This is a genomic window from Methylobacterium sp. C33D (assembly GCF_053345825.1).
Map to the genome: position 1 here is coordinate 84,181 of NZ_JBKFAV010000009.1, position 25,072 is coordinate 109,252.

The following is a 25,072-nucleotide window of genomic DNA, read 5'->3' on the forward strand; positions in this document are numbered from 1 at the left end:
CGCGCGGGCGGCCCGGTCCCGGAGGCGGCACGGATGAACGAGGTCACGCGTCCCGGCGACAGCGAGGTCGTGCCCGCGGCGATGCCCGGCGCCCAGCCGCTGGTCCTGCGACCGGACGAGAGGGCGCCGCCCCCGGTCCTCCCCGAGGCCGCCGGCCGGCGCGCCCGCCTGTCGCCGCTCAACCGGCGCCGGCTCGACAATTTCCGCCGCAACCGGCTCGGCTACGGATCGTTCGTGATCTTCACGATCCTGTTCGTGCTCAGCCTGTTCGCGGAGTTCATCGCCAACGACCGCCCGATCGTGATGTCCTACAAGGGCGAGTGGCTGGTCCCGGTCCTGGTCGACTATCCCGAGGAGAAGTTCGGCGGCTTCCTCGCCACGACCGACTACCGCTCCCCCGAGATCCGCCGGGAGATCGCGGCGAACGGCTGGGCCCTGTGGCCGCCGATCCCGTTCTCGTACGACACGATCAACGAGGACCTGCCGACGCCGTCGCCGTCGCCGCCGACCTGGATGCTCACGGACGCGCAGTGCCGGCCGGTCGCCGAGAAGCTCGGCGGCAGCACCTGCGCGGACATCCCGTGGCACTGGCTCGGCACCGACAACACCACGCGGGACGTGCTGGCGCGGGTGATCTACGGCTTCCGCATCTCGGTCCTGTTCGGCCTGATCCTGGCGGCGGTCTCGTCGGTGATCGGCGTCGTCGCGGGCGCCGTGCAGGGCTATTTCGGCGGCTGGGTCGATCTCGCCTTCCAGCGCTTCATCGAGGTCTGGGGCGGCATCCCGACCCTCTACCTGATCATCATCATCTCGGCCTTCATCGCCCCGGGCTTCTTCGTCCTGCTCGGGATCATGCTGCTGTTCTCGTGGGTCGCGCTCGTGAGCGTGGTGCGCGCCGAGTTCCTGCGGGCGCGGAACTTCGAGTATGTCCGGGCCGCCCGGGCGCTGGGCCTGTCGAACATCCGGATCATGACGGTCCACCTGCTGCCGAACGCCATGGTGGCGACGCTGACCTTCCTGCCGTTCATCCTGAACGGTTCGATCACCACGCTGACCTCGCTCGACTTCCTCGGCTTCGGCCTGCCGCCGGGCTCGCCGTCCCTCGGAGAACTTCTCGCGCAGGGCAAGGACAATCTGACCGCTCCGTGGCTCGGATTGACCGGCTTCCTGGTCATCGCCGTGATGTTGAGCCTGCTCGTCTTCGCCGGCGAGGCCGTGCGGGACGCCTTCGATCCGCGCAAGACTTTCGCCTGAGGCCGCGATAGGTCGCGACCGGATTGCGAAAATGACGCAGGGCGCCGACCTGCGCGCGCACAACTGTACGAAGATTGCGCATTGTGCCCGCCCGGCCGGGCGGCAACCCTATACGATCGTCTAGATCCGGCCCCGGACCTGGGGGTAAAGGTCTCTGCCGGCTGCGAAAACCCGCTTCGAGGAAGCGACTAGAATTCGCCGGACGGACACCGATAAAGCCTCTCAGAAGTGCCCCTCAAGTGCTCCCAATGCAACCATACCCTGTAAGCCTCGCCGTGTGATGCAGAGTTAGACTTCGGTCTCATCACAGATAATTGTATGAATCGCCTTGCATTTTTCAGACGCTGTCTTAACTCGCGGAAAGTGGGGACCCCATCAGGCTTTTGTGCCGAGGAACGAGAGAATGTCAGAAGCTGCGCCGACATCGCAATTGGATTTCATCGAGCGGACCGTGGACGTCGTCGCGGCCTACGTTTCCAACAACTCGCTGCCCTCGGCCGAATTGCCGGCCCTGATCGCGAGCATCCACGAGGCGCTGAACACGATCGGGTCCGGCCCCGTCGCTCCGGCGACCGAGAGCGTCGAGCGGCCGACGCCCGCCCAGGTCCGCAAGTCGATCCGCCCCGACGGACTGGTCAGCTTCATCGACGGGAAGTCGTACAAGACGCTGAAGCGTCACCTGACCAAGCACGGCCTCGATCCGCAGACCTACCGTGAGCGCTACGGCCTGCCGGCCGATTACCCGACCACTTCGGCGAACTACTCGGCGCAGCGCTCGGCGCTCGCCAAGAGCCTCGGCCTCGGCCAGCCGGGCCGGTCCCCGGCGGGCGACAAGGCCGCCGCGGCCCCCGCCGAGGAGACGGCCGCCGCCCCCGCGTCCGGCCGCCGCAAGGGCGCGACCGCGTCGACCAAGGCCCGGGCGAGCCGCAAGGTCGAGGCCGCCTGAGCGCGGCCGCGAGGGCCGGACGGGCGCGAGCGCGCCCGCACCGGTCCGGACCTCTTGGCCAGACCTCTTGGCCTGACCCGTCCCGCGGCCCGGTTCAGGCCGCGAGGCGCCCGTCCAGCGGGAACACCTTGGCGGGGTTCAGCATCCAGTCCGGATCGAACACCGCCTTGACCCGCATCTGCTGCTCCAGGTCGACTTGATCGTACTGGAAGCGCATCAGCTCGCGCTTCTCGATGCCGACCCCGTGCTCGCCGGTGAGACAGCCGCCGACCTCGACGCAGAGCTTCAGGATCTCGTCGCCCGCCGCCTCGGCCTTCTGCAGCTCGCCGGGCCTGTTGATGTCGAACAGGATCAGCGGGTGCAGGTTGCCGTCGCCCGCGTGGAACACGTTGGCGACCCGCAGGCCCTTCTCGGCGCAGATCGACCCGATCCGCTCCAGCACCGGCCCGAGCTGGCCGGTGGGGATCGTGCCGTCCATGCAGATATAGTCGGAGATCCGGCCGGTGGCGCCGAAGGCCGACTTGCGGCCCTTCCAGATCGCGGCCGATTCCGCCTCCGAGCGCGAGACCCGCACGCTGGTCGGGTGGAAATCCCGGGCGATCGTCTCGATCCGCGCCAGCATCGCGTCGCACTCGGCATCCGAGCCCTCGACCTCGATGATCAGCATCGCCTCGGCGTCGCGGGGATAGCCGGCCTGGGCGAAATCCTCGGTGATCAGGATCGCTTCGCGGTCCATGTACTCGATCGCCACCGGGATGATCCCGGCCGCGATGATCGCCGCCACGCACGCGCCCGCGTCGTCGACCTTCGAGAAGCCGACCAGCACCGGCCGCGCCCCCTCGGCGGCGCGCAGGATCCGCACGGTCGCCTCGGTGACGATGCCGAGCTGCCCCTCCGAGCCGCAGACGAGGCCGAGCAGGTCGTAGCCGCCGCTGTCGAGGTGCTGGCCGCCGATCTCCACGACGGTGCCGTCGTTGAGCACCAGGGTGACGCCGAGCAGGTTGTTGGTGGTCACGCCGTATTTCAGGCAGTGCGCGCCGCCGGAATTCATCGCGATGTTGCCGGCGATCGTGCAGGCGAGCTGGCTCGACGGGTCGGGGGCGTAGAAGAAGCCCTCGTGGCTGACCGCCCCGGAGATCGCGAGATTGGTGATGCCGCTCTGCACCCGGGCGGTGCGGTTGGCGAAGTCCATGTCGAGGACCTGGGTCATCTTGCCGACGCCGAGGATGATCGCGTCGGCCTGCGCGATGGCGCCGCCCGCGAGCGACGTGCCGGCGCCGCGGGGCACGACCCGCACGCCGTTGGCGTGGCAGTAGGCCATCACGGCGGCGACCTCCGCGGTGGTGGAGGGCAGCACCACGGCGAGGGGCATCTGCCGGTAGGCGGTCAGCCCGTCGGTCTCGAAGGCCCGGCGCTCGTCCTCGCTCACCACCAGCGCCTCCGGCGCGACCAGGGGGGCGAGACCGGCCAGGATCGCCTCGCGGCGGGCGAGGATCGCGGGATCGGGGTCGGGGAAGCGGATGGTCATGGGGCTCTTGCCCTCCTGGGGCCCGCGGCGCGGGATGGCGCGCGGGATGGCGTGCCGGGAGCATGGACCCCGGCGGCCGCGCCTTCAACCGGCGTGCGGCGCTGCGTCGTCCCCGCGTCACATTTCAACCACGACGGCTGCCTAGCGTCGCCGGAGACGCCTCGCTGCGCCGCTCCCCGAGTCCGGCCCCGGTGCCGGATCCGGTCGACGGGTCAAGAACGGACACGATGAACGCTCCCGCCTCCAGCGCCCTGCGCGACGACCGCTACGACGCCCCGTCGGCGCATCTCGCCACCACCCGCGACCTCGGGATCCGCAGCCTCCAGCTCGGCATCGCGGCCCTGCAGGAGGCGAGCGCGGCCTTCCAGGGCCGGCTCGGCGCGGCCTTCGAGGAGGCGGTGCAGACGATCCTGCAGAGCAAGGGCCGCGTCATCGTCAGCGGCATCGGCAAGAGCGGGCATGTCGGGCGCAAGATCGCCGCGACGCTGGCCTCCACCGGCACGCACGCCTTCTTCGTCCACCCGACCGAGGCGAGCCACGGCGATCTCGGGATGATCGCCCGGGACGACGTCATCATCGCGCTGTCGTGGTCGGGGGAGACCGCGGAACTGTCCGACCTCGTCGGCTTCAGCCGCCGGTTCTCGATTCCGCTGGTGGCCATCACCCGCAACGGCGAGAGCACCCTGGGCAAGGCCGCCGACGTGCTGCTGGAACTCCCGCGCGTGCGGGAATCCTGCCCGCACGACCTCGCGCCGACCTCCTCCAGCCTGATCCAGCTGGCGCTGGGCGACGCCCTGGCGGTGGCGCTGCTGGAGCGGCGCGGCTTCACCTCCGCGCGCTTCCACACCCTGCATCCGGGCGGCACCCTCGCGGCCCGCCTCAGGACGGTGCAGCAGGTGATGCACGGCCCCCAGGACATGCCGCTGGTGCACGAGACTGCCCTCATGTCCGAGGTGCTGATCGAGATCGCGGCGCGGCGCTACGGCTGCGTCGGCGTCACGGACGCGGCCGGGCGCCTCGTCGGCATCGTCACGGACGGCGACCTGCGCCGCCACATGGGTCCGGCGCTCCTCGACACGCCGGTCTCGACGGTCATGACCCGGGACCCGGTGACCGTGGAGCCCCACAAGCTGGCTCAGGCCGCGCTGGAGCTGATGAACCGCCGGCTGATCACGGCGGTCTTCGCCGTCACCGACGGCCGGCCGGTCGGCATCGTGCACGTCCACGACCTGCTGCGCGTCGGCATCGCCTGAGGCCGTCCGGCCCCGCATCCTGCGAGGCCTCGGGCCGAGGGCGCGAGGTGCGGCGGTCGGGCGCCGCTCAAAGCCGCGCGAGCAGCTCCGCCTTCTTGGTCGCGAATTCCGCGTCGGTGAGCACGCCGCGCGCGTGCAGCTCGGCCAGCCGCTCGATGGTCCCGAGAACCTCGTCCGGAGACGACCGGTCCGGGGCGGGTGAAGGGGTAGGCGAAGCGGCGTGGGAAGCGGTGGGCGAAGCGTCCTTCGCCGGGATCTCGGCCGGATCAGCTCGGCCCGGATCCACATGGTCGGGATCCGCTCGGCCCGGATCCGCTTGGCGCGGCGCCGCGACCTCAGCCTCGATCCGGCGCAGGCGGTCGAGGGCGACGGCCCCGGCCGGTCCCGTGAAGCCGAGGCTGCCGTTCGCCTGGGAGACGCCGGTGATGCGGTGCGCGCCGGTATCGTACAGCGCGACCCCGGATCCCGCGTCGACGGCGAGCCGCCGTCTCTCCGGGAAATAGGCGTAGCGCAGCCCGTTCTGCGCGCCGGTGCTGGCCGGATCCCCGAGGCCGGCCGGCCACCACTCGCCGCCGCCCCGGCGCGCCGCGGGCGCGGCCTCCGAGAAGCCCCCCGCCGGGAGCGCGCCGGCCAGTTCGGTGCAGAGCGCGTCGACCCGCGCCTTCAGCGCGTCGTCGAACATCCGGCCGACCATCACCATCCCGCCGGAAAACCACTGCCCCATCCCGCCGAGATCGGGATGGTCGAACTGCGCCATCGTGCCGTGGCCGCGCTCGAGGGCCCGGACCAGGTGGCGCACGGCGTCCGGGCTGACCCCGTGGCGGTCGGCGACGGCCTGCAGCCCGGGGACGGGGTCGAACGGCCCGTCGTCCCGGAACGGGTCGGACGCGGTGGTGTCGGACGGATCCATGAGCCAGCTCCCGAAGCGTCGGAGGGCGGACAGGAGGCGTGCGGCGGCGGCCCCCTGCCGGCCCGGGTCGAGCCCGTGGGCCTGCGCCCACGGACCTGCGACGGCGTCGCGTCGCGGAGCCAATCCCCGGTCGTGCAAGCGGGTTCCGGCCCGTCTCAGCCGGCGGCCGGCGGGAACGGTCCCGCGATGGTGAAGTCGGTGATCGGCCGGCGGCCGTTCGGGGTCTCGCGGGGCCGCTGCTCCTCGGTGAGGTCCGCCTCCGGGATCTTGCGGCCGACCGCGAAGGCGGCCTCGATCCGGTGATGCTCGGGCAGACGCAGCACCGCGGGGGCGCGGACATGGTCGAACCCGACCATGCCGTGGGCGTGCCAGCCCTGGTGGATCGCCTGGAGCTGGAAGGCCAGCGAGGCGGTGCCGGCGTCGAAGGAGTGGCTGTAGGAGGGCTTCAGCTCGTCACCGACCTTCATGAGCCCGTTCGAGACCAGGAACAGGATCGCGCCGGTGCCGGAAACCCATTTCTGGTTGCCGGGCACCAGCAGGTCGAAGAACGTGTCCCAGTGGGCGTCGCCCCGGAGCGCGTAGAGGAAGCGCCAGGGCTGCGAGTTGTAGGCGGAGGGCGACCAGCGCGCCGCCTCGATCATCCGCATCAGCTCGGATTCGGGCACGGCCTCGCCCGTGAAGGCGCGGGGCGAGTGCCGCTTCACGAAGACCGGATCGATGTCGTGGTCGGCGCGGCGGGGCGGGGGCAGGCTCAAGGGATTCGTCTCCGAAGGGCGCGGGCGCCCGGGCGAGGCCGAGCTTGCCCGAAAGGGCCGGCCGGAGGCAAACCTTGGGCCTACGCCACGTTAAGCCACGCTGCGCTCGATCTCCTCCTCGTCGCAGATCACGCCGGCATTGCCCTCGAACTCGGCCGCGAGGTCGACGGGGGCGTGGGTCGGCGCCGGCGAGACCCGGTCGCGGGCGAAGGTCGCCAGGAACAGGCGCATCACGTGGCGCACGCCCGCGTCGTTGATGGTGCGCTGGTCCTCGTTGTAGTAGCGCCCGGCATTCACGTTGCTCGTGACGATGTCGTAGGCGGGGAAGTAGACCGCCCGCGGGTCGCCGCGGCCGACCACCTCGCCGGCCGCCACCCGCAGCACCGACTTGGAGTAGCTGTTCGACTCCATCACGTGCCGGTCCATGTAGGTGGCGATCATCGGCACCGGCGAGACCGTGAAGATCACCCGCGCCTTCGGGTTCACGCTCCAGAGCCGGTCGAGGAAGCCGTTGAGGTCGCCCAGAACCTCGCCCGCGCCGGCATTCACGCACTCGTAGAGCGCGGGGTCGAACGTGCCGCCCGCGACGCCGGGGGCGAGCGGCAGCGCCGCGCCGTCGGCCCGCCAGCGCCAGCCCTCCGTGAGGCCGAGCGTCAGCACGAACACGTCGAGCGTCTCGAACAGGCGGCGCACCTCGGCGAGGTGCGCGTCGCGGGCGGCGACCACCTCGGCCTCGCTGGCGAAGCCCGCCGGCTCGACGGTCGGGCGGAACGGATCGACGTAGCGGCCGTCGTCGCGCAGCCACGCCTTCAGCTCCGGCTCGAACGTCCCGTAGGCCCGGTCGAACAGCTGCACGAACTGGCGCGTGTAGTAGAGGTTGCCGTAGCGCGCCGAGAACGTGCCGAACTGGCGGGCGTTGGCCTCCTCGGCGCTCATGCCGGGGGTCGGCGGCTCGGTCAGGTAGTAGTTGAACCCGGCGCCGCGCACCGCCTCGGCCACCCGCTGCGCGAAGCAGGAGCCGCCGGTGGCGACCTTGTCGGTCGGCCCGATCACGAAGGTGTCCTTCGGGTGCGGGTTGACCGCGAAGGGCGGCACGTTGGTCACGACCTTGCGCCAGAATCGCTCGGCCGGTAGACCCGTATACGGATTCAACGCCATCTTCGAACCCTCTTTCTCACGACGGCGACGGCCCTCGGGACCGCTGAACCGTCCGCTGACACCGGCACGCGACGTGGCCCTGAACGACCTGCCCCGGCGCGCCCGCAGCGCGTTCACCCTGCCGACGCCCAGTTGGGCCCCCAGTTGGCCCCCCACCTGGGCGACACCATGGCGGAACCGCGCCCGCGCCGCCACCGGGCGTGACGGGCCGAGCATCGCGGTGCTGGGCAATTGCCAGGCCCGGGGCATCGCCCGGGCCATGCGCCTGCTCGCGCCGAAGAGCCCGGTCCGCTACCTGCCCATGGGCTCGCTGAAGCGCGACCACGGCCATGTCGACGGCTTGATCCGGACCCTGCGCGCCCACGACCACGTCTTCTCGCAGGCCTTCCCGGCCGGGCTGATCCCCGGCGGCGACGCCGCCACCGTGCGCGCGGCCGACCCGCGGCTCAGGCTGTTCCCGTCGATCGTGTTCTCGGCCTTCCACCCGGACATGGTCTATGTCGGGCAGGCCTCGGACCTCGCCGCGCTGAAGCTGACGCCGTCGCCGCTGGGCCAGTACCACTCGGCGATCGTCGTCACCGCCCACCGGCTCGGCCTCGATGCCGGCCGCACCGTCGGCCTGTTCCGCGAGGACGTGTTCGCCCGCCTGGGCTACCTCGACCACTGGGACCCGGCCGTGCACGAACTCGTCGGCGCGGCCGACGCCCTGGGCTTCGGCCTGGAGCGCGAGGTGACCCGCTGGGCGCGCCGCGGCGCCTTCATGCACCTGATGAACCATCCCAAGGTCCACGTCCTCGGCGACATCGCGCGGCGGCTGCTGCAGGAGAGCGGGTTCGCGCCCGAGCCCGTGGAGATCGAGGATTACCTCGGCGACGAACTCGCCCAGGACGTGGTCTGGCCGATCTACCCGCCCGTCGCCGAGCATTTCGGCCTGACCGGCTCGTACCTGTTCAAGACCAAGCCGCGGGGCGACGACTTCCCGGTGCTCTACGACCTGCCGGGCTTCGTCGCGGCGAGCTACGCCCTCTACGACGCGATGCCCCCCGGGGATCTCGCCTGCCCGCGGGTCGAGGCGTGGCTCGCCGCGCCCGAGATCGTCGCGCTGTTCCGGGCGGGTTGAGGCGGCCGCGGACCCGCGGCGCCGCTCAGCCTGCCGCTCAGCCCGCCGCGCAGAGCCGGCTGTCGGCGCCGGCCTCGCCGAGGCCCTCGACCATCATCCGGACCAGGCGGTTGACCTCCTGCATCTGGAAGGGCTTGCGCAGGAACAGGCTGCCCGGCACGCCGCTGCGGCCGTGCGTGTCGGTCGAGGTGTAGACCACCGGCCGGTCCGGGTGGATCGCCCGGAAGGCGTGGGCCACCGTCCAGCCGTCGATCAGCCCGGGCAGGTGGATGTCGGTGAACAGCCAGTCGATCGCCGCGCCCCGGTCGCGCAGGACGGTCAGCGCGGCCTCGCCCGTGGAGGCTTCGATCACCCGGATGCCGTGCGTCTCGCACAGGCTCGCGACGATCTCGAGGAGCAGGTAGCTGTCCTCGACGATGAGGACGCTCTGGGCGGGGCGCATGCGGGAGGTCCGGTGTTCGGCCCGCCGATTAGGGGGTCGACAGGGTTGAGGATCTCTTAAAGACCCGTCCGGACCCGGTACGCGGCGGCGCCCGGCGCCTGTTGCAGCGCCGCAACCGGGGCGGCCGAAATGGCGCCTCGCGGCCCGCCGCCCCGCCGCCGCCGCATTCCAGGCGCGTCCGGGTGCGTCAGCGCACGCCGTCGACCGGTGCGGACCGTCACCACGCCCCCGCGCCGCCCGGCGGAACCGTCGCTTAACCAACCCCGCCTACCAACGGCGCCAGGAATACGCGGACCCGCCTCGAAGACCAGCAGCCGGCCTTCGGCACCGCTCGAGGAGTTTTTCAGACCATGCCCCAGCGTTTCCGCGCCGCCGCCCTCGGCCTCGCGCTCGTCGCCGCCCTCGGCCTGGGCGCCTGCAGCAACGACAAGGACCTCGCCGACGCCTCCGCCTTCGGGGCGGGCGCCGCGACGCCGGGCAGCGCGCAGGACTTCGTCGTCAATATCGGCGACCGGGTCTTCTTCGAGTCGGACTCGACCGACCTGACGCCGACCGCGACCGCGACCCTCGACAAGCAGGCCGCGTGGCTGCAGCGCTACCCGCGCTACACCTTCATCATCGAGGGCCACGCCGACGAGCGCGGCACCCGCGAGTACAACTTCTCCCTCGGCGCCCGCCGCGCCCAGGCGGTGAACGACTACCTCGCCACCCGCGGCATCGCGGCGAGCCGGATGCGGACGGTCTCGTACGGCAAGGAGCGGCCGGTGGCGGTGTGCAACGACATCTCCTGCTGGTCGCAGAACCGCCGCGCGGTGATCGTCCTCGACCGCGGCGCCGGCGCGTAGGCCGCCGCGCGAACGACCTCGGAGGCGGCGCGCGGCCGCCGCCTCCGATCGATGCGCTCGATCGCGGCCTTCGATCACACCTTCGACCGCGCCGCAGTTTTGCCGCGGTGCGGCGCATCTGTTAGGGCCTCGCGCCGACACCGGACCGCAGCCGAACCATGCCCGCCCGCCTTCGCACCCGCCTCGCCCTCGCCACCGCCCTCGGTACCGCGCTCCTCGGCCACCCGGCCGCCGCGCAGGACGCTTCGGAACTGGTGGTGCGCCTCGGCCGCATCGAGAACCAGTCCCGGATGATGGCCGGGCAGATCGAGACCCTTCAGTACGAGAACCGCCAGCTCAAGGAGCAGCTGCGCAAGTTCCAGGAGGACGTCGAGTACCGCCTGAACGAGGGCAAGGGCGGCAAGCCCTCGGCCGCGCCCGCGCCGTCGGGGCCCGTCAACGGCGGCAACCCGGGCGCCGGCCGCCCCGGCAAGCGCGGCGACGCCTTCGACCCGTCGCAGGCCCCCGGCGCCCCGGGCGCCCCGATGCAGCTCGGCAGCACGCAGCCCTCCGCGCCGCTGCCGCCCCGCGAGGCCGAGGAGGCCGCCGAGGCGGCGCCGCGGCCGCAGCGCCTGCCGCAGGGCGCGGTCAACGAGTCCGGCGAGGACGACGCGGAGGCCGGAACCTCCGGCTACGACGAGCCCGTGGACCTGCGGCCGCCGGCCCGGACCGGGGCGATCCCGGCGCGGCCCGCCGAGAGCGTGGCGGCGACCCGGACCGGCGATCCGGCCGCCGATTTCGACGCCGCGGTCGAGCTGTACCGCGCCAAGCAGTACGAGCAGGCCGAGATGGGCCTGCGCCAGTTCATCCAGTCGCACCCGCGCGACAACCGCGTCGCCGGCGCGACCTACTGGCTCGGCGAGAGCTACCTCGCCCGCGGCCGCAACCGCGAGGCCGCCGAGCAGTTCCTGAAGGTCTCCACCGACTACGCCCGGTCCGCCCAGGCCCCCGACGCGATGCTGAAGCTCGGCGTCACGCTCAACGCCCTCGGCGCCCGCGAGCAGGCCTGCGCGACCCTGGCCGAGCTCGACCGGAAATTCCCGAATGCCGGCACCGGCGTCCGCCAGGGCGTCGCCCGCGAGCAGAAGCGCGCCCGCTGCGGCGCCTGAGCGTCTCGGGCGACCCGGTTCTCGGCGCCCTCCGTCCCTGGCTCGACCGGGCCGCGTGCGGCGGGCGGGGCGTGCTCCTCGCCGTCTCGGGCGGTCCCGATTCGAGCGCCCTGATGCACGCCGCCGCGCGCCTGCGCGAGGCGACCGGCGCGTCCCTGCGCGTGGCGACCGTCGATCACGGCCTGCGGCCGGAATCCGGCGCGGAAGCCGAGGGCGTCGGCCGCGCCGCCCGGGCGCTGGACCTGCCCCACGCGACCCTGACCTGGGCGGGCGCGAAGCCCGGCACCGGGCTTCAGGACGCGGCCCGCACGGCCCGCTACGCTCTCCTCGCCGCCCATGCCGGGGCGGTCGGAGCCGGCCTCGTCCTCACCGCCCACACCCAGGATGACCAGGCCGAGACGGTGCTGATCCGGCTCGCGGCCGGCAGCGGCCCCGCCGGGCTCGCCGGCATGCGCGCCGAGCGGAGCCTCGGCCCCGGCCTCGCCCTCGGGCGCCCGTTCCTGCACCTGCCGAAGGCCGGCCTGGTGGCGTGGTGCGCGGCGCTGGGCGTCGCCTACCTGCGCGATCCCGCCAACGGCGATCCGCGCTTCGCCCGCGGCCGCCTGCGCGAGGCGTGGCCGGCCCTGGAGCGCGAGGGCCTGACCCGCGCGCGCCTCGCCCGGCTCGCCGACCGCGCCGCCCGCGACGAGGCCGCGCTCCGGAGCGCGGCCGAGCAGGCCCTCGACGGGGCACTGCGCCCCGGGTCGGAGACGGGCGCGGGCCTGTGCCTCGACGGGCGCGCCCTGGCGGCCCTGCCGGACGCCGTGGCCCTGCGCTGCCTCGATCGCGCCCTGGCCCGGGCCGGCGCCGCGCCGCGCCGCCTCGAGCGCCTCGAGACCCTCGTCCTCGAATCGCTCCTGCCGGCCCTGCGCCGCCGGGAGCCGGTCCGCCGAACCCTGGCGGGAATCCTCGTTTCCGCAGACGCGGGCGGGGCCGTCACCCTCGCCCCGGCGCCGCCGCGCCGGCACGGGCCCGCAGGTGCTGCCCTCGCCGCAGGGTCTCCCGACTTACTTGGCAAGGGAGAGCCCCCCGCCTACATTGGCGAGGTGTGCACGGATGGACCGGAATAGCCGCGTGGCAGGTCCGTCCTGGGGGTCGCACGCGCCAGGGATTGATCGATGAACCCGAATTTTCGCAACTTTGCCTTGTGGGTCGTCATCTTCCTGCTGGTTCTGGCCCTCGTCACCCTGTTCCAGAACCCGGGTCACCGGGGCGGCGGCAGCGAGATCGCCTACAGCCAGCTCCTGAACGACGCCGATGCCGGCAAGATCCAGTCGGTGGTGATCTCCGGGCAGGACGTGTCCGGCACCTACGTGGGCGGCGGCAACTTCACGAGCTACGCGCCCAACGACCCGAGCCTCGTCTCCAAGCTCCAGGGCAAGGGCGTGCAGATCACCGCCCGCCCGCCGTCCGACAACACCCCCTGGTTCATCCAGCTGCTCGTGAGCTGGCTGCCGATCCTCGTCTTCATCGGCGCCTGGATCTTCCTCTCGCGCCAGATGCAGTCCGGCGCCGGCCGCGCCATGGGCTTCGGCAAGTCGAAGGCCAAACTCCTGAACGAGGCCCACGGCCGCGTGTCGTTCGACGACGTCGCGGGCGTCGAGGAGGCCAAGGAAGATCTCCAAGAGATCGTCGAGTTCCTGCGCGACCCGCAGAAGTTCCAGCGTCTCGGCGGCCGGATCCCGCGCGGCGTGCTGCTCGTCGGCCCGCCCGGCACCGGTAAGACCCTGATCGCCCGGGCGGTCGCCGGTGAGGCCAACGTGCCGTTCTTCACCATCTCGGGCTCGGACTTCGTCGAGATGTTCGTGGGCGTCGGCGCCAGCCGCGTGCGCGACATGTTCGAGCAGGCCAAGAAGAACGCGCCCTGCATCATCTTCATCGACGAGATCGACGCGGTCGGCCGCCACCGCGGCGCCGGCCTCGGCGGCGGCAACGACGAGCGCGAGCAGACCCTCAACCAGCTCCTCGTGGAGATGGACGGGTTCGAGGCCAACGAGGGCGTGATCATCATCGCGGCGACCAACCGCCCCGACGTGCTCGACCCGGCCCTGCTGCGGCCCGGCCGCTTCGACCGCCAGATCATGGTGCCGAACCCGGACGTCACCGGCCGCGAGCGCATCCTGCGCGTCCACGTCCGCAAGGTGCCGCTGGCCCCCGACGTCGACCTGAAGACCATCGCGCGCGGCACCCCGGGCTTCTCCGGCGCCGACCTGATGAACCTCGTCAACGAGTCGGCCCTGCTGGCGGCCCGCCGCGGCAAGCGCATCGTGACGATGCACGAGTTCGAGGACGCCAAGGACAAGGTCATGATGGGCGCCGAGCGGCGCACCCTGGTCATGACCGAGGACGAGAAGCGGCTCACCGCCTACCACGAGGGCGGCCACGCCATCGTGGCGCTGAACGTCCCGGCGACCGACCCGGTGCACAAGGCGACCATCATCCCGCGCGGCCGGGCTCTCGGCATGGTCATGCAGCTGCCCGAGCGCGACAAGCTCTCCATGAGCTTCGAGCAGATGACCTCGCGGCTGGCGATCATGATGGGCGGCCGCATCGCCGAGGAGATGATCTTCGGGCGCGAGAAGGTGACCTCGGGCGCGCAGTCGGACATCGAGCAGGCGACGCGGCTCGCCAAGATGATGGTCACCCGCTGGGGCTTCAGCCCGGAGCTCGGCACCGTCGCGTACGGCGACAACAACGACGAGGTCTTCCTCGGCATGTCGATGGGCCGGCAGCAATCGGTCTCGGAATCGACCGCCCAGAAGATCGACGCCGAGGTCCGCCGCCTCGTGGAAACCGGCCTGGAGGAGGCGCGCCGCATCCTGGCCGAGCACAAGGACGACCTGGAGGCCCTGGCGCAGGGTCTGCTCGAGTACGAGACCCTCTCGGGCGAGGAGATCCGCAACCTGCTCAAGGGCCAGCCCCCGATCCGCGACGGCGGCGACGTGCCGCCGACCCCGGCCCGGGGCTCCTCGGTCCCCTCGGCGGGCCGCGGCCGGCCCAAGGAGAACGACGGCGGGCTGGAGCCGCAGCCGCAGGCCTGAACCGCACGGTCGGTTGAGCGAGGAGGGCGCCGCGAGGCGCCCCTTCTCGCGCATGCGGCCTCCTCCGACGCGGGTGCAGCTCCGGCACCTGCGTCGGCGGTGCGCTGTCAGGACCGGGCGCGGGACCTCTCTCCACCCGCGTCGGACTTCCCGATCCGGGCATTTCAGGGCGGATCTCGGGCAGGCCCGGGATCCGACGGGAGCGGGGGCGCGGTGTGCTCCCTCATCGGCGGCGGCATGCGTCGGCGAAGGGTGATCATCGTCGCATCGCGCGTGACAAACCGGCCCGCCTGTCGGCGGATCGACGGGGTCAGCTTGGCCGGAGGCTCGGCGGACTCCGCCGAATCGGAAACACAGAACCCTTCCCCAGGCCGCCGCGAAATCCCCGATGCCGGTCTCGACCTACCTCGTCGTCGCCCTCGGCGCCGTCGTCGCCGGCTTCGTCCAGGGCCTGTCGGGTTTCGGCTTCGGACTCACGGCCCTGTCGTTCTGGGCCTGGGTGATCGACCCGCAGCTCGCCGCGGTTCTGGCCGTCTCCGGCGCCTTCACGGGCCAGGTCATCGCGGCGGTCTCGGTCCGGCGCGGGTTCGAGACCCGGCGCCTCGCGCCGTTCATCCTCGGCGGCCTCGCCGGCATCCCCCTCGGCGTCCTGCTGCTGCCGCGGCTCGACGCCGACTGGTTCAAGACGCTCCTCGGCCTGCTGCTGATGGTCTGGTGCCCGACCATGCTGTTCGCCCGGAACCTGCCGCGGATCGCGGTCGGGGGCCGGCTCGCCGACGCCGCGGTGGGCCTCGGCGGCGGGATGATGGGCGGGCTCGGCGGCTTCACGGGCGTGCTGCCGACCCTCTGGTGCACCCTGCGCCGCTACGAGCGCGACGTGCAGCGCTCGGTGATCCAGAACTTCAACCTCGCGATGCTCAGCGTCACCCTGGCGACCTACCTCGCCGCGGGGCTCGTCACCCGGGCGACGCTGCCGATGGTGGCGGTGGTCCTGCCGGCGATGCTGGTCCCGACGCTGCTCGGCACCCGGATCTATCTGGGCCTCAGCGAGGTCGCCTTCCGCCGGCTCGTGCTCGGCCTGCTGACCGTCTCGGGCCTCGCGCTGGTCTCGGCCTCGGCGCCGCGGCTCCTGCAGCGCGCCGGGCGCCCCATTTCGACCGCCTTTGTCGGGGAGCACCCCGTTGACTCTGCCGGCCGGTGAGCCGCCGACGGGCGCGATAATCTGCTAAGCTGTGCCGGGTCCGCGAGGCCGGGCGCCGGAGACGTGATGGTGCGCAAGTATTTCGGAACCGACGGCATCCGGGGCCGCGCCAACGGCGTGATCACGCCGGAGCTCGCCCTCAAGGTCGGTCAGGCCGCCGGCCTCGTGTTCCAGCGCGGCGACCACCGCCACCGGGTGGTGATCGGCAAGGACACCCGCCTCTCCGGCTACATGATCGAGACCGCGCTCGTCGCCGGCTTCACCTCGGTGGGCATGGACGTGCTGCTGCTCGGGCCGGTGCCGACGCCGGCCGTGGCGATGCTGACCCGCTCGATGCGGGCCGATCTCGGCGTGATGATCTCGGCCTCGCACAACCCGTTCGAGGACAACGGCATCAAGCTGTTCGGGCCCGACGGCTTCAAGCTCAACGACGCGATCGAGCACGAGATCGAGGGGCTGATCGACGCCGACATGCACAAGCGCCTGTCCGGCTCCAACGATCTCGGCCGGGCCAAGCGCATCGAGAGCGTGCACGCCCGCTACATCGAGTTCGCCAAGCGGACCCTGCCGCGGCAGGTGACGCTGGACGGGCTGCGGGTCGTGGTCGACTGCGCCAACGGCGCGGCCTACCGGGTCGCCCCCGAGACCCTGTGGGAGCTCGGCGCCGAGGTGATCGCCATCGGCACCGAGCCGGACGGGTTCAACATCAACCGGGATGTCGGCTCGACCGCGCCCGCGGCCCTGATCGACATGGTGCGCGAGCGCCGGGCCGATATCGGGATCGCGCTGGACGGCGACGCCGACCGGGTGCTGATCGTGGACGAGAAGGGCCAGGTGGTCGACGGCGACCAGCTCATGGCCGTCGTGGCGCGCTCCTGGAAGGAAGACGAGCGCCTGACGCAGCCGGGCGTGGTCGCGACGATCATGTCGAATCTCGGCCTGGAGCGCTTCCTCGGCGGCCTCGGCCTGACCCTGGCCCGCACGGCCGTGGGGGACCGCTACGTCCTCGAGCACATGCGGGCGCACGGCTACAATCTCGGCGGCGAGCAGTCCGGCCACATCATCATGTCGGACTACACGACCACCGGCGACGGGCTCGTGGCCGCCCTGCAACTGCTGAGCGTGGTGCAGCGGCAGAACCGGCCCGTGAGCGAGGTCTGCCACTGCTTCGACCCGCTGCCGCAGATCCTCAAGAACGTCCGCTACCGGAGCGGCGAGCCCCTGCGCGAGGACAGCGTGGTCAGCGCCATCGAGCACGCCCGCGAGCGGCTCGGCAATGCCGGCCGCCTCGTGATCCGCCCCTCGGGCACCGAGCCGGTGATCCGCGTCATGGCCGAGGGCGACGATCGCGGCCTCGTCAACGCGGTGGTCGACGAGGTGGTCGACGCCGTCACCCGCGCGGCGGCCTGATCCCCGGCTCCCCCGACCCCGAGGGGGCCGGGCGCGGGATCAACCCAGATCGGCGTAGGCGGCGCGCAGCTCCGCGGGTGCGGTCATCCGCCACGCCGCGAGCAGCGCCGTCCGCAGGGCCTCCTCCGCGCACGGGTCGAGGTCGAGATTGGTCCAGCCCCGCCGCCCCCAGGCGCCGTCGAGGGGCGCGAACAGGTCCGGCTCGGCCTCGCACAGGGCGGCCTGATCGGCGGGCGCGAGGCGCAGCACGACCCGCGCCTCCTCGACCCAGAGGGTCGCGAAGACCCGGCCGCCGACCCGGAAATCCGGGTTGCCGCTGTGGGCGCCCGCCACCGCCTCGGGCAGCATCAGCGCCAGGACGCGCACGTCGTCGGGCCCCATGCGGATCTCTCAACTCCCGCGCGGCCCGGACGAGCGGGCGACGCCGATCGGGTCGCCCACGCGGCCCCCCCGACAGATGAACCGCGCCGACCCCGGCGGCGCGGCGCGGCGGAAACAAGCAAGTCTCGCCCGGTTGTCCGATTCGACAGTTCGGCAACCGATGCGCAAGGCTAACATTTAACGTTAAGCCGGATTTAAGACGTTCCTTCCATCCTGCCCTCGTACCCCGGGACCGCGCGCCGCGCGTCCGGCTCACGAGTCCAGTGAAGGAATCTCCATGGCCCGCTCCAAGCTGAACGCTTTGGTGCGTAGCCTGACGCTCGCGGCGAGCGTCGGCGCGCCCTGCCTCGCCGCGGCCGCGGATCTGATGCTCCCGCCGCCCCCGCCTCCGCCGCCCCCGCCGATCGAGGTCGGCGGCGGCTGGTACCTGCGCGGCGACGTGGGCGCGAGCATCTACACCCGTCCGCGCTACAGCGACGCCTACGACTACACCGGCTACGCCGAGTCCAACCGCGCCTTCGGCAACGCGGTCGGCGGCGGCGGTTTCGCGGGCGTCGGCGTCGGCTACCAGTTCACCCCGTTCCTGCGCGGCGACATCACCGGTGAGTACCGCTACTCTACCGGCCTGCGCGGCAGCGAGTACTACAAGGGTCCGGATTTCGACAACGGACTCGGCTCGTACGGCGTGAACAAGTCGAGCGGCAACTTCGACTCCGCGGTGGTTCTGGCCAACGCGTATTTCGACCTCGGCACGTGGTACGGGATCACGCCGTTCATCGGCGGCGGCGTCGGCTACGCGTTCAACCACGTCTCGAGCTACTCGACCAACCAGCAGTTCACCAGCCCGACCTACGGCTACGATTACGCGAACCCGATCTACGGCTGCGGCTGCGGACAACCCTCCTACAACTACGCGCCGGTTTACGACGCGAACGGCAACGCGGTCTACAACACCAACAGCGGCAGCAAGTTCTACAAGGACAAGACCAGCGGCAGCTTCGCCTGGGCGCTCCACGCCGGTCTGGCCTACAACGTGACCGACGCGCTGAAGATCGAGCTGGCCTACCGCTACCTGAACCTCGGCAAGGCGCAGACCGGCGCGGGCTTCGAGCCCTGCTGCACCGGCAGCCTGCAGGCGATCAAGGTGAAGGATATCGAGGCGCACGACGTGAAGATCGGCCTGCGCTACTACCTCGGCGGCTTCGTGGCGGCCCCGCTGCCGCCGCTGATGCCGGAGCCGGTCCCCGGCCCGTTGGTGCGCAAGTACTGATCGCGCCTCGACCGCGATCCCCCGGACGGACGACGACGGCGCGGAGGCTCTCCGCGCCGTTTCGCGTTCGGGCGCCCCGCCGCGACCGGACCGGTTCTCGGGCGGTTCTTGCCCGCTCCAGTATCCCTCGGGACGCGCCTGGACTGACACCCCCGGATCGGGACTTGTCTGTCCAGGTCGAGCAACGGAGAATTAAGGTTACCGGCGTATCACCGTGTCGAGGCTCGATCCGCCGTCCGTCTCTTTCCGTCCAGGACGATCCCGATGCGTACCGTCACCTTTCCGCTGCTGGCGGTTCTCGGTCTCTGCGGCGTGAACACCGCGCGCGCCGCCGATCTGGACTACGATTACCTGCGCGGCGCCGATTACGACCCGGTCCCGGCCCCGGTGGTCGACTGGAGCGGCGTATATGTCGGCGGCCACGGCGGCTTCACCTCCGGCGGCCTGTCGCAGCGCAACGCGATGCAGTCCACGCTGGCGAATTACTTCAGCAATCGCGACATCGAGAACGAGTTCAGCGTCTCGAAATTCCTGTCGCTTCCCGGCACGCGGACGCGCGGGGCCAGCTTCGGTGCCTTCGCCGGATTCAATGTGCAGTTCGACGGGATCGTCCTCGGCATCGAGGCCGACTACACGCACACGGACCAGAACAGCTGGTCGACCAACGGCATCAACCGGATCGTGACGACCGCCGCCGGCAACTCCGAGTCGGTGAACCTGTTCGGCACGTCGAACACGCGGATCGAGGATTACGGCACCATCCGGGGCCGCGCCGGCTACGCGTTCGGCAACCTGCTCCCGTATGTCACCGCCGGTGCCGCGATCGGTCGCGTGACCATCAACGACACCGTTGCGGTCCAGAATTACGGCTACAGCGCCACCACCTACGCGGCGAACCAGGCCCTGACCACCGGGCAGCCCGCGGCGGTCTACAGGCACGACTACGCGAGCTTCAATCCGAACTTCCCGCTCAACAACTCGACGCCGGCCGGACAGGGCGCCCAGACCATCCCGTACGCGCCCACGACGCTGACGGCGAATGCCCGGACCAAGACCATCGGCGGCGTCGCCCTCGGCTTCGGCCTGGAATACGCCATCACGCCCAACATCCTGGTGCGCGGCGAGTACCAGTACGTGCGGTTCCAGGATTTCAACGGTCACAACGCCCAGTTGAACACCGTCCGGGGTGGCGCGGCCGTCAAGTTCTGACCCTTCCTCCCGCGCCGGCCGGAGCCTGACCATGACTGACCGTCTCTCGAGGCTGTGGCCCCTGACGTCGCGCGCCGCGCTGCTCGCCGGCCTCGTGCTCGTCCACGGACCGGCCTTCGCGGAGCGCCGCGGGGCGCATCACCCGACGCGCCGGATCGTGCGGGTGCGACCGGTGCCCGCCGTCCCCCCGCCCGTGCTGGTGCGGGATTACCGGCCGCGCAACCTCAACGTCCCGATGTACAACGAGCCGCCCCGGCGCGCGCCGGCCTGGTGACGCCTCCGCGCCGCCCTCAGCTCTCCAGCTCGCTGTCCCAGTAGAGGTAGTCGAGCCAGGTGTGATGGTACTGGCGGTGGTCGAACTCGGGCTGCCGGTGGTGCAGCTCGTAGCGCGTCGGCCGCCGGGGCTCGGTCATCAGCGGCATGTCCGCCTCGTCCGGCGTGCGGTTGGCCTTGCGCAGGTTGCAGGGCGAGCAGGCCGCCACGACGTTCTCCCAGCTCGACAGCCCGCCCCGGGAGCGCGGCACCACGTGGTCGAAGGTCAGGCCGCCCGAGGGCAGCCGGAGGCCGCAATACTGGCAGCTGAAACCGTCGCGCAGGTAGATGTTGTAGCGGGTGAAGGCCGGGCTGCGGGCCAGCGCCACGTAGTTCTTCAGCGCCACCACGCTCGGCACCCGCAGGGCGCGCGAGGGCGAGCGCGCCTCGACGTCGTAGCTCGCCACCAGGGTGACCCGGTCGAGGAACAGGGCCGTGAAGGCGTCCTTCCACGACCAGAGGGAGAGCGGATTGTACGAGAGCGGCCGATAATCCGCGTTGAGGACGAGGGTTTGGAGATCCATCATCGGCGCGACTCTTCGGACTAGTTCTGGCGCGTGAGACGCGCGGGACCATGCCGCCGCCCCGCCGGCCCGTCCGAACCGGCCCGGGGCCGATGCAGGACGGGCCGGCGCGCGGGGCGACGGCTTGACGGGAGAGACGGAGGGAACAACAGGGCGGCGGGCCGGCGCGCGGGGGCGCCGGTCGATGCGGTAGCATCCGGAACGCGGCCGGGCCGGGCCGGTATCGCCACCGGCCGCGCCCTTTCGCGTAGCAACGAAAAGGCCCTGTCCATCAGGTGTTCATCTAATCCCAGCGTGACACCCTTGTGAAGCTTTTCCGGATGAGCCCCGGGGACGCACCCACAGCGGGCTGGAGGCGGCGGGATGCGGCCCGGGGTGGGCAGGGGCACGCTTTCGCCCTATTGCTCGCCCAGAGCGCCCGGCCGCCAGGAGGCCTGCCCGGTCCCCGATCGCCGCCGATTCGCCGATGCCGGACTCCGGCCGGCCGCCGCGCGCCCGACGAGAGGTTGCTCATGCATCGTATCCCCGCGCGGACCCGGAAGCCGGAGGGCGCCCCGCGCCCGTCCCGCGCACTCGCCCTGCTCGCCGCGCTGGTGTTCGCAACCCCGGCGGCCCTGACCCTGCCGGCCTTCGCCCAGGATCCGGCGCCCGCCGCCAAGTCTTCCGATCACAGGCCCGCGGACGCCAAGACCGCGCCCGAGAAGGCCGCGCCCGAGAAGGCGGCCCCCGAGGCCAAGCCCGCGGACGGCAAGGCGCCCGATACGAAGGCGCCCGATACGAAGCCCGCGCCCCCGCCGGTCGCCAAGGCCGAGGTCCCCGAGCAGTTCAAGAAGGTCCGGGCCAAGCTCGACGCCGCCAAGGCCGAGCTCGACGCCCGCGAGAAGCAGCTCGGCCACACGGAGCTGACGGTCGCCGACCTCACCGCCATCCGCGACAGCGCGGTCACGGTCACCGACGAGATCCGCACCCTGGTCACCCGGCTCGACGCGCCGCTGGAGGCCGCCCGCGAGCGCCTGGCCCAGCTCGGGCCGAAGCCGAAGGACACCCAGGAGAGCGCCGACGTCGCCGCCGAGCGCGCCGAGCGCGAGGCCGCCGTCACCCGCATCGACGAGACCCAGCGGCTGGCCCGCTCCCTGGTGGTGCAGGGCGACCAGATCGTCGACCGCGTCTCGAACCGCCGCCGCGAATCGTTCACCCGCGACCTGCTCCAGCGCTCCCAGCCGCTGGTCGGTCCCGGTCTCTGGACCAAGGTGATGGGCGACGTGCCCCGGGACACGCGCGCCCTGCAGAGCGCCGTGTCGGATATCGGGCTGCTGTTCTCCCGCAACGGCAGCCTCGCCAACCTGCTGTTCCTGGGCCTCGCCTTCGGGATCTCGGTGGCGCTGTATTTCGGCCGGCGCAACATCGCCCCCAAGGGTGCCCGCCGGGACGCCGCCAGGGCCGATCCCTCGCGGCGCGCCGTGATGCTCGCCGCCTGGCGGGTGATCCTGCTCGGCACGGTGCCGGCCGTGGCCGGGTCCTACGCGGTCTACTACGCCCTCGATTCCACCAACCTGCTGCCGTCCCGGCTCCTGCCGGTGGCCGCCGCGATCCTCGGGGGGCTGGCCTTCATCGCCTTCGTGGAGGCCCTCTGCGACGGGCTGCTCAGCCCCGAGAAGCCGGCGTGGCGCCCCGCCCCGGTGAGCGACGCGGCGGCCATCCGCCTGACCCGGCTCGCCGTCGGCATCGCCACGGTGATCACCGTGGTGAAGTCCGTCGAGGCGCTCAATTCCGGGATCTCCGCGGCCCTGCCGATCTCGATCGCCACGCGGGGTATCGGGGCGGTCGCCACCGCGCTGATCCTGGCGGTCGGCCTCCACCGGTTCGCCGACACCGAGCAGGAGGAGGAGGCCTGCTTCGGCCCCTACGTGCCGACCAAGACCACGACGGGCATCGGCGGGCCGGCGCGGCTCCTCGGCTGGGCCGCGGTGGCGCTGATCGGGCTCGGCGCGCTGGTGGGCTACGTGGCCTTCGCGGCCTTCCTGATCGACCAGCTGATCTGGGACGCGGCCGTCCTCGTGCTGCTCTACCTGCTGGTCCAGAGCGTCGACATCTTCGTCGGCCGCGCGCTCAGCGACGAGACGCGGCTCGCCACCACGCTCCAGGCCAATACCGGCCTGCGCAAGCGCTCGCTCAACCAGATCTCGGTCCTGACGACGGGCGCGACCCGGCTCGTCCTGTTCCTGGCGGCCGCGGTCCTCGTGCTGGCGCCCTGGGGTCTCGACTCCACCGACATCGTCTCGTCGGTCCGGCAGGCCTTCTTCGGCTTCAAGGTCGGCGACGTCACGATCTCGCTCTCCAGCATCGCCTTCGGGATCGGCATCCTGGTGGTCGGCGTGTTCATCACCCGCGGGGTCCAGCGCTGGCTGGAGAACACCTACCTGCCGGCCACCGACCTCGACGCCGGCCTGCGCAACTCGATCACCACGGTGGCGGGCTATTGCGGGTTCCTGATCGCGCTGGCGCTCGCCTTCTCGTATCTCGGCCTGAGCCTGGAGAAGCTGACCATCGTGGCCGGCGCCCTGTCGGTCGGTATCGGTTTCGGCCTCCAGTCGATCGTCAACAACTTCGTCTCCGGCCTGCTGCTCCTGTGGGAGCGCCCGATCCGGGTCGGCGACCAGGTGGTGATCGGCGATTCCGAGGGCATCGTGAAGCGGATCTCGGTCCGCTCCACCGAGATCCAGACCTTCGACCGCTCGGCCGTGATCGTGCCGAACTCGAACCTGATCTCCGGGGTGGTGAAGAACCGGGTGCGGGGCGACCGGACCGGGCGCGTCAGCATCACGGTCAGCGTCCTGCGCAACCAGGACCCGGTGCGCGCCGCCGAGATGATCACGGCCTGCGCGCAGGGCCATTCCGACGTCCTGAAGGAGCCCCCGCCCCGGGTGGTGTTCAAGAAGATCGGCGACCCGTTCCTGGAATTCGAGCTGCTCGTCTGGATCGTGGACGTGAGCCTCGGCCAGAAGGTGGTGACCGACCTGAACTTCTCGGTGTTCGCGAGCCTGTCGGAGGCGGGCTTCATCCCGCCGCTCGGGCCCGGCTCCAGCATCGTCACCGTGCAGGGCCTCGACACGATGCAGAGCGCCATGGGCGAGATCGCCAGCCGCTTCATCCAGCCGGCCGCGGTTCCCGAGGGCGGCGACTCAGCCCGGCCCCAGCGCGATCGCGGCCTCCGCAGCGCCGGCGCCTGACCGGCCGCCGAGGGCGATGCGGACGGTGTTCCCGCCCGCGTCCTTGGCGGCGTAGAGGGCCGCGTCCGCCCGGCCGAACAGCCGGGCGCGGCCGCCGCGCCCGGCGGACAGCCCCGCCGTCTGCCCCACCGCGATCCCCACGGAGGCGCCGATCCGCAGCTCCCGGCCGCGATACGGGATTGGCCGGCTCAGGGCCGCGACGACGCGCCGGCCGCGCTCCGCCAGCGCGAGCGGGTCGACGGGTGCCCGCAGGAGCACGGCGAACTCGTCGCCGCCGATGCGGGCCACGAGGGCCGCGTCCCGGCAGACAGCGGCCAGCCGCGCGGCCGAGTGCCGGAGGCACAGGTCGCCGGCCGCGTGGCCGTGGCCGTCGTTGACCGGCTTGAACCCGTCGAGGTCGATCAGCAGCAGGGCGCCGAGGGGATCCGGACCGGAGCCGGCCGCCCCGGCCTCGAACTGCGCCTCGAAGCCGCGCCGGTTCGCCAGCCCGGTGAGCGGGTCGCGCTCGGCGCGCCGGCTCAGCTCGGCCAGCCGGGCGATCTCCTCGGTGATGTCCTGCTTGGTTCCGAACAGGCGGGCGGGGCGCCCGTCCTCGGTCTCGACCGCGGCGCGGATCCGGATCCAGCGCTGCCGGCCTCCGGCGCGGACCTCGGCATCGAGCACGAAGGCGCCGCCCCGGACGATCGCCCGGTGCCGGACCGTCTCCAGCAGGCGCCGCGAGGCCGGCTCGTAGAGGTCCAGGATCCGGGGCCGGTGCAGAGCCGTGCCCCGGGGGACGCCGAACAGGTCGTGGACGCCCCCGGACCAGTCGAGGGCGCCGTCGCGTAGGCGGCAGGACCACAGGCCCATCCCGGCGCCCGCCAGGGCGCGCTCCTGCCGCGCCAGCAGTCCGGCCTGCTGGCGGATGATCGTCCACCGCAGGGCGCACGCGGCCGCGGTCTCGGCGGCCGCCGCGGCCGACGGGTCGGCGCCCGCGCCGACGGGTCGGTCGCGGGGCGGATCCGCCAGGGCCAGGGAGCGCGCGGTCGTCATCGGTGTGCAAGTTTAGACGGAAGTCCTTTGAGGAAGCCCTAACCGTCCGATGCGCGGCCGCGCG

Annotated in this window: 22 protein-coding genes; 14 read left to right on the top strand and 8 right to left on the bottom strand. The window is 72.0% G+C overall.

What is annotated here, in order from left to right:
* Positions 1–33 precede the first annotated feature (33 nt).
* On the top strand, positions 34–1,254 hold the full coding sequence (locus ACLBXO_RS09145) for an ABC transporter permease (RefSeq protein ID WP_447685186.1): 1,221 nt from the start codon (positions 34–36) through the stop codon (positions 1,252–1,254).
* Positions 1,255–1,657: 403 nt separating this feature from the next.
* Positions 1,658–2,200, top strand: coding sequence for a MucR family transcriptional regulator (locus ACLBXO_RS09150; protein ID WP_447685187.1), 543 nt, complete (start codon positions 1,658–1,660; stop codon positions 2,198–2,200).
* Between the two features lie 94 nt (positions 2,201–2,294).
* Here ACLBXO_RS09150 and ACLBXO_RS09155 read toward each other — a convergent pair whose 3' ends face one another.
* Complete coding sequence (locus ACLBXO_RS09155) at positions 2,295–3,728, bottom strand: FAD-linked oxidase C-terminal domain-containing protein (RefSeq protein ID WP_447685188.1); 1,434 nt, start codon at positions 3,726–3,728, stop codon at positions 2,295–2,297.
* Between the two features lie 227 nt (positions 3,729–3,955).
* On the opposite strand from ACLBXO_RS09155, the gene ACLBXO_RS09160 reads away from it, so the two are divergent.
* On the top strand, positions 3,956–4,981 hold the full coding sequence (locus ACLBXO_RS09160) for a KpsF/GutQ family sugar-phosphate isomerase (protein WP_273560757.1): 1,026 nt from the start codon (positions 3,956–3,958) through the stop codon (positions 4,979–4,981).
* Between the two features lie 67 nt (positions 4,982–5,048).
* On the opposite strand, the gene ACLBXO_RS09165 is transcribed toward ACLBXO_RS09160, so the two are convergent.
* The 3 genes from ACLBXO_RS09165 to ACLBXO_RS09175 all read right to left on the bottom strand — a co-directional run bounded on the left by ACLBXO_RS09165 (position 5,049) and on the right by ACLBXO_RS09175 (position 7,804).
* On the bottom strand, positions 5,049–5,891 hold the full coding sequence (locus ACLBXO_RS09165; protein WP_447685189.1) for an SHOCT domain-containing protein: 843 nt from the start codon (positions 5,889–5,891) through the stop codon (positions 5,049–5,051).
* A 155-nt stretch (positions 5,892–6,046) separates the two neighbouring features.
* Positions 6,047–6,646 carry a nitroreductase family protein gene (locus tag ACLBXO_RS09170; protein ID WP_331314786.1) on the bottom strand — a complete coding sequence of 200 codons (600 nt, stop codon included), beginning with the start codon at positions 6,644–6,646 and terminating at the stop codon, positions 6,047–6,049.
* Between the two features lie 90 nt (positions 6,647–6,736).
* Entirely contained in the window at positions 6,737–7,804 is a 1,068-nt protein-coding gene (locus ACLBXO_RS09175; protein ID WP_042675851.1) for a GSCFA domain-containing protein, read from the bottom strand.
* Positions 7,805–7,877: 73 nt separating this feature from the next.
* Here ACLBXO_RS09175 and ACLBXO_RS09180 point away from each other — a divergent pair, with 73 nt between their 5' ends.
* Positions 7,878–8,924, top strand: coding sequence for a WcbI family polysaccharide biosynthesis putative acetyltransferase (locus ACLBXO_RS09180; RefSeq protein WP_447685190.1), 1,047 nt, complete (start codon positions 7,878–7,880; stop codon positions 8,922–8,924).
* A gap of 37 nt (positions 8,925–8,961) precedes the next feature.
* Here ACLBXO_RS09180 and ACLBXO_RS09185 read toward each other — a convergent pair whose 3' ends face one another.
* Positions 8,962–9,366, bottom strand: a complete 405-nt coding sequence (locus ACLBXO_RS09185) for a response regulator (protein WP_331314783.1) — start codon at positions 9,364–9,366, stop codon at positions 8,962–8,964.
* Between the two features lie 350 nt (positions 9,367–9,716).
* On the opposite strand from ACLBXO_RS09185, the gene pal reads away from it, so the two are divergent.
* The 6 genes from pal (at position 9,717) to glmM (ending at position 17,050) form a co-directional block, all read left to right on the top strand.
* Positions 9,717–10,211 carry a peptidoglycan-associated lipoprotein Pal gene (pal, locus tag ACLBXO_RS09190; protein ID WP_012321252.1) on the top strand — a complete coding sequence of 165 codons (495 nt, stop codon included), beginning with the start codon at positions 9,717–9,719 and terminating at the stop codon, positions 10,209–10,211.
* A gap of 158 nt (positions 10,212–10,369) precedes the next feature.
* The gene (gene ybgF / locus ACLBXO_RS09195) at positions 10,370–11,359 is read left to right on the top strand and encodes a tol-pal system protein YbgF (protein ID WP_447685191.1); all 990 of its coding nucleotides are present in this window, start codon (positions 10,370–10,372) and stop codon (positions 11,357–11,359) included.
* 71 nt (positions 11,360–11,430) lie between these two features.
* A complete protein-coding gene (gene tilS, locus ACLBXO_RS09200) occupies positions 11,431–12,468 on the top strand; it encodes a tRNA lysidine(34) synthetase TilS (RefSeq protein WP_447685192.1) in 1,038 nt (345 codons plus the stop codon).
* A gap of 48 nt (positions 12,469–12,516) precedes the next feature.
* Positions 12,517–14,439: an ATP-dependent zinc metalloprotease FtsH gene (gene ftsH, locus ACLBXO_RS09205; RefSeq protein ID WP_331314781.1), complete on the top strand. Its 1,923-nt coding sequence runs from the start codon at positions 12,517–12,519 to the stop codon at positions 14,437–14,439.
* A gap of 388 nt (positions 14,440–14,827) precedes the next feature.
* On the top strand, positions 14,828–15,640 hold the full coding sequence (locus ACLBXO_RS09210) for a sulfite exporter TauE/SafE family protein (protein ID WP_331314779.1): 813 nt from the start codon (positions 14,828–14,830) through the stop codon (positions 15,638–15,640).
* Positions 15,641–15,709: 69 nt separating this feature from the next.
* A complete protein-coding gene (gene glmM / locus ACLBXO_RS09215; protein WP_026605059.1) occupies positions 15,710–17,050 on the top strand; it encodes a phosphoglucosamine mutase in 1,341 nt (446 codons plus the stop codon).
* Positions 17,051–17,089: 39 nt separating this feature from the next.
* Here glmM and ACLBXO_RS09220 read toward each other — a convergent pair whose 3' ends face one another.
* Positions 17,090–17,431, bottom strand: coding sequence for an MmcQ/YjbR family DNA-binding protein (locus tag ACLBXO_RS09220; protein WP_331314778.1), 342 nt, complete (start codon positions 17,429–17,431; stop codon positions 17,090–17,092).
* Positions 17,432–17,708: 277 nt separating this feature from the next.
* Between ACLBXO_RS09220 and ACLBXO_RS09225 the strand changes: the two genes are divergently transcribed.
* The 3 genes from ACLBXO_RS09225 to ACLBXO_RS09235 all read left to right on the top strand — a co-directional run bounded on the left by ACLBXO_RS09225 (position 17,709) and on the right by ACLBXO_RS09235 (position 20,184).
* On the top strand, positions 17,709–18,701 hold the full coding sequence (locus ACLBXO_RS09225) for an outer membrane protein (RefSeq protein WP_331314777.1): 993 nt from the start codon (positions 17,709–17,711) through the stop codon (positions 18,699–18,701).
* 264 nt (positions 18,702–18,965) lie between these two features.
* Positions 18,966–19,910: an outer membrane protein gene (locus tag ACLBXO_RS09230; RefSeq protein WP_447685193.1), complete on the top strand. Its 945-nt coding sequence runs from the start codon at positions 18,966–18,968 to the stop codon at positions 19,908–19,910.
* A gap of 31 nt (positions 19,911–19,941) precedes the next feature.
* Positions 19,942–20,184: a hypothetical protein gene (locus ACLBXO_RS09235; protein WP_331314773.1), complete on the top strand. Its 243-nt coding sequence runs from the start codon at positions 19,942–19,944 to the stop codon at positions 20,182–20,184.
* A 16-nt stretch (positions 20,185–20,200) separates the two neighbouring features.
* Here ACLBXO_RS09235 and ACLBXO_RS09240 read toward each other — a convergent pair whose 3' ends face one another.
* Complete coding sequence (locus ACLBXO_RS09240) at positions 20,201–20,749, bottom strand: HNH endonuclease (RefSeq protein ID WP_020094004.1); 549 nt, start codon at positions 20,747–20,749, stop codon at positions 20,201–20,203.
* A gap of 509 nt (positions 20,750–21,258) precedes the next feature.
* On the opposite strand from ACLBXO_RS09240, the gene ACLBXO_RS09245 reads away from it, so the two are divergent.
* Positions 21,259–23,976, top strand: coding sequence for a DUF3772 domain-containing protein (locus ACLBXO_RS09245; protein ID WP_447685194.1), 2,718 nt, complete (start codon positions 21,259–21,261; stop codon positions 23,974–23,976).
* On the opposite strand, the gene ACLBXO_RS09250 is transcribed toward ACLBXO_RS09245, so the two are convergent.
* Positions 23,929–25,008 (bottom strand): diguanylate cyclase domain-containing protein, encoded by a 1,080-nt coding sequence (locus tag ACLBXO_RS09250; RefSeq protein WP_447685195.1) that lies wholly within the window; start codon positions 25,006–25,008, stop codon positions 23,929–23,931. The two genes, ACLBXO_RS09245 and ACLBXO_RS09250, sit on opposite strands and share 48 nt — an antisense overlap.
* Positions 25,009–25,072 lie beyond the last annotated feature (64 nt).